Source organism: Bergeriella denitrificans NBRC 102155 (assembly GCF_001592185.1).
In the GTDB taxonomy this organism is placed as follows: domain Bacteria; phylum Pseudomonadota; class Gammaproteobacteria; order Burkholderiales; family Neisseriaceae; genus Neisseria; species Neisseria denitrificans.
In genome coordinates this window covers 1-3,618 of the sequence record NZ_BCWL01000204.1, presented here as the reverse complement: position 1 = coordinate 3,618, position 3,618 = coordinate 1, and the positions used below count along the sequence as shown (strand labels likewise).

The window sequence follows — 3,618 nt, the reverse complement described above, 5'->3', positions numbered from 1 at the left end:
CTGCGAAAAATACAAAATTTAACCTGCATGAAATATATTTAACGAATAAAACGGTATCATGCCCACCTTTCTATTAAAATCAATTACTTATTTACATTAACTATTAGGAGTTTGAAAATGTCTATTGGCTCAGAATTTAAAGAGTTTGTGATGCGCGGCAACGTGGTCGATCTGGCTGTCGGTATGGTAGTCGGTACGGCGTTCAGCGCGATTGTAAAATCCTTGGTGGACGATGTATTGATGCCGCCTATCGGTATGCTGCTGGGCGGTGTGGACTTCTCCAACCTGTTCATCACTCTGAAAGATGGTGCTAACGCACCTGAAGCCGGCTACGCTACCCTGGCCGCCGCTCAAGAAGCCGGCGCGGTTACGTTGAACCTGGGTCTGTTTATCAACAGCATCATCAGCTTCCTGATCGTAGCCTCCGCCATTTTCTGCGTGGTAAAAGCCATCAACAGCATGAAGAAAAAAGCCGAAGAAGAGCCGGCAGCCGAAGAGCCGAGCGAAGAAGTTTTGCTGCTGCGTGAAATCCGTGATTCTTTGAACAAAAAATAATCTTTACGGATTTATTTGATAGAAAAAGCCGTCTGAAAATGTGGATTTTCAGACGGCTTTTTTGTGGAAAAACGCTTTACGGCATCAGCATACCGCCGTTGACGTGCAGGGTTTGGCCGGTGATGTATTTCGCCTGGTCGGAAGCCAGGAACAATACGGCGTCGGCAATATCCTGCGCGTCGCCGAATCTGCCCAGCGAAGTTTGCGCTTCAAAAGTTTTGCGGGTCTCTTCCGGCAGGGCACGGGTCATGTCGGTGTCGATAAAACCGGGGGCGACACAGTTGACGGTGATGCCTCGGCTGCCGACTTCGCGCGCCATGGATTTGGCGAAACCGATTAAGCCGGCTTTGGCGGCGGCGTAGTTGGTTTGGCCGGCATTGCCCATCACGCCGACAACGGAAGTGATGTTGATGATGCGGCCGCTGCGCTGCTTCATCATGCCGCGCAATACGGCTTTGGACGCGCGGAAGACGGATTTCAGATTAACCTGCATGATGTCGTCCCACTCCTCTTCTTTCATACGCATCAGGAGGTTGTCGCGGGTGATGCCGGCGTTGTTGACCAGAATGTCGAGTTTGCCGAACTCTTTTTCGATGGCGGCAATCAGGTTTTCAATGCTTTCCGGCTCGGCGGAATTTAAGGCGCGGCCTTGTCCGCCCCATTGCGCCAGGCGTTCGCTGATGGCGGCTGCGCCGCTTTCGCTAGTGGCGGTGCCGATAACCGTTGCGCCTGCTGCGGCCAAAGTATCGGCAATCGCCGCACCGATGCCGCGCGATGCGCCGGTTACTAAGGCGATTTTGCCGGTCAGGTCTTGAGTGCTCATCTTATTCCTTTCACACAGGTTGTTTCTTTTCAAACGGCTTTATAGCACAAATAGGGTGTTTAATCTAATTTTGCTGCGGCAGGCCGTTTTTTATCAGCTGTTTTGAGGCGCAAAAAGGGCATTTTTGGTGTTGGTGGCTTTCATTCTGCTTAAAACCTTACGGGATAATGCTTTCGGCGGTTTTTAACACCTTTTTTGTCCTATCAGTCGGAATGTGCTGTCAATGGTTGATTGCCCGCCCTACGGCATTTGGGTTTCCCTTGCTGCGGCTATTTTCAGACGGCTGTAACTTCCGTAGCTTCGGCGGCCGCCCATAAATCCCGTTTTTTAATTGTAGGCAGTTTTTTGATTTCGGCTTCGCGTTTCAGGGCGGTGCTTTTGTCCAGGCCGTCTGAAACGATGCGCATGGCGAGCGGGGGGCTGGTGCGGGTGTATTTGGCGCCTTTGCCCTGAAGGTGGGCGGTGAAGCGGGCGGCGGGGCGGTTGCTGATGCCGCAGTAGAGCGAGCCGTTGCGGCACAGTATCAGGTAAACGCACCAGTTCGGCTGCGTCGGGCGGGGCGTATCCATTCAGACGGCCTCCTGTGCGAAGCTTTCTTGCAGGATTTTGACGGCGGCGTGGGTTTTGGCGGATTGGATGCGGTAGGGGGTAACGGCGTATACGTTGACGGCGGGCAGGCTCCATTCGGGCAGGACGTTTTTCAGACGGCCTGCGGCGACGAGGTGCTGTACTTCGCCGCTCAGTTGGCAGGAGAGGCCGAAGCCGCCGACGGTCAGGTTGCGGACGGCGGCGAGCTGGTTGCAGGCGATGTAGTCGGTGAGGTCGATGCTGCAGCTTTGGTGTTCGCGGTGGAGGGTCAGGCGCGGGGCTTGAAACAGCAGCCATTGGTGCTGCTGCAGGTCTTCGGGGCGTTCGATCGGCGGGTGTCCGGCCAGATAGCCGGGGCTGGCGTAGATTTGGTACGGCCAGGAGAAGAGGTGTCTTGCGACGAGGTTGGGGTCGTCGAGCGCGTGGTCGCCGCCGCGGATGGCGAGGTCGAAGCGGCTGTTTTGCAGGTCGTCGAGTGCGTCGTTGAAATGTAAGACGGGTTTGATTTTGGGGAATTCGCGGCGCAGGCGGGCTAAGGCCGCCTGAAAGGCTTGTGCGTCGATGATGGTGGAGGGCAGCGACAGGTGTAATTCGCCGGCTGGCTCGGTTTTCAGGGCGTCGATGGCGTTGCGGGTGTCGGCGAGCGTGCGGCTGAGGCGGCGGCAGTAGTCTCCGAGTGCCTGCCCTGCGTCGGTGGGGGCGAGGCGGCGGGTGCTGCGGTTGAGGAGTTTGATGCCGTGTACGGCTTCGAGGCGGTTGATGTGCTGGCTGACTGCCGAGGGGGTCATGTCGAGTGCGGCGGCGGCGGCGTTCATGCTGCCGTGTTCCAATACGGCGGCGAATACGATCAGGGGTTTGATGTCTTGCATTTCAGACGGCTTATTGTTTAGTTTGACTTAATAATATAAACAGTAAAACGGGGATTATCAAGTGTTTCAGACGGTCTTACAATGCGCTTTATCGATTCAAGTTAACCAGTTAAGGAGACGGATATGAAAATTGCGGTTATCGGTGCGACGGGTACGGTCGGCAAGGCTGTGGTGAAGGAGGCTGCGGCGCGCGGCCATGAGGTGACGGCGTTTGCCCGCGGTGTGGAAAAGGTGCAGCAGGGCGGTAATATCAAAGCGGTTGCTTTTGATGTGAACGATGCCGGTTTTGCTGGTCAGCTCGAAGGCTTGGATGCTGTGGTCAGTGCGTTTAACCCGGGTTGGGATAATCCGAATGCGGGTGCGGATTTTGCTAAAGGAGCGGCGGCGATTACCGAAGCGGTCAAAGTAGCCGCAGTGCCGTATTTTCTGGCGGTGGGCGGTGCGGGCAGCCTCTACATCGCGCCTGATGTGCAGCTGATTGATACGCCGGAGTTTCCGAAGGAGATTTACGACGGTGCTCATGCTGCGCGTAATTGGTTGAAAGATTTGCAAGACCGCCGCGATGTGAATTGGTCGTTTATTTCTCCGCCTGCGGCGTTTGAGGGGGATGTGGATACCCGCAGCGGCCGCTACCGTACCGGTAAAGACGATGTGTTGTTTACCGGGGAGGAGTTGGCTAATATTTCCGCGCCTGATTTGGCTTGTGCGATTGTGGACGCGGCGGAAAACAAAGCACATTTGTTTGAACGTTTTACCGTTGCCGAAGCGGTTTGATTAACATAT

The 3,618-nt window shown here is 55.3% G+C and carries 5 protein-coding genes; 2 read left to right on the top strand and 3 right to left on the bottom strand.

Translation table 11 applies throughout. From position 1 onward, the window contains the following. Positions 1-117 precede the first annotated feature (117 nt). Positions 118-555: a large conductance mechanosensitive channel protein MscL gene (mscL, locus tag BDE01S_RS09155; RefSeq protein WP_066080557.1), complete on the top strand. Its 438-nt coding sequence runs from the start codon at positions 118-120 to the stop codon at positions 553-555. A gap of 76 nt (positions 556-631) precedes the next feature. On the opposite strand, the gene fabG is transcribed toward mscL, so the two are convergent. The 3 genes from fabG to BDE01S_RS09140 form a co-directional block, all read right to left on the bottom strand. Then, a complete protein-coding gene (fabG, locus tag BDE01S_RS09150) occupies positions 632-1,378 on the bottom strand; it encodes a 3-oxoacyl-ACP reductase FabG (protein WP_066080554.1) in 747 nt (248 codons plus the stop codon). A 275-nt stretch (positions 1,379-1,653) separates the two neighbouring features. Continuing rightward, positions 1,654-1,947 carry a GIY-YIG nuclease family protein gene (locus tag BDE01S_RS09145; RefSeq protein ID WP_066080551.1) on the bottom strand — a complete coding sequence of 98 codons (294 nt, stop codon included), beginning with the start codon at positions 1,945-1,947 and terminating at the stop codon, positions 1,654-1,656. Continuing rightward, positions 1,948-2,835: a LysR family transcriptional regulator gene (locus BDE01S_RS09140; RefSeq protein ID WP_066080548.1), complete on the bottom strand. Its 888-nt coding sequence runs from the start codon at positions 2,833-2,835 to the stop codon at positions 1,948-1,950. 123 nt (positions 2,836-2,958) lie between these two features. Here BDE01S_RS09140 and BDE01S_RS09135 point away from each other — a divergent pair, with 123 nt between their 5' ends. Next, positions 2,959-3,609, top strand: coding sequence for an NAD(P)-dependent oxidoreductase (locus BDE01S_RS09135; RefSeq protein WP_066080546.1), 651 nt, complete (start codon positions 2,959-2,961; stop codon positions 3,607-3,609). The last annotated feature ends 9 nt before the right edge of the window (positions 3,610-3,618 follow it).

What these genes read in the sequence shown, in the direction of transcription:
- BDE01S_RS09145 (WP_066080551.1), bottom strand. Translation starts at nt 1,947, where the DNA reads ATGGATACGCCCCGCCCGACGCAGCCGAACTGGTGCGTTTACCTGATA.
- fabG (WP_066080554.1), bottom strand. Translation starts at nt 1,378, where the DNA reads ATGAGCACTCAAGACCTGACCGGCAAAATCGCCTTAGTAACCGGCGCA.
- mscL (WP_066080557.1), top strand. Translation starts at nt 118, where the DNA reads ATGTCTATTGGCTCAGAATTTAAAGAGTTTGTGATGCGCGGCAACGTG.
- BDE01S_RS09135 (WP_066080546.1), top strand. Translation starts at nt 2,959, where the DNA reads ATGAAAATTGCGGTTATCGGTGCGACGGGTACGGTCGGCAAGGCTGTG.
- BDE01S_RS09140 (WP_066080548.1), bottom strand. Translation starts at nt 2,835, where the DNA reads ATGCAAGACATCAAACCCCTGATCGTATTCGCCGCCGTATTGGAACAC.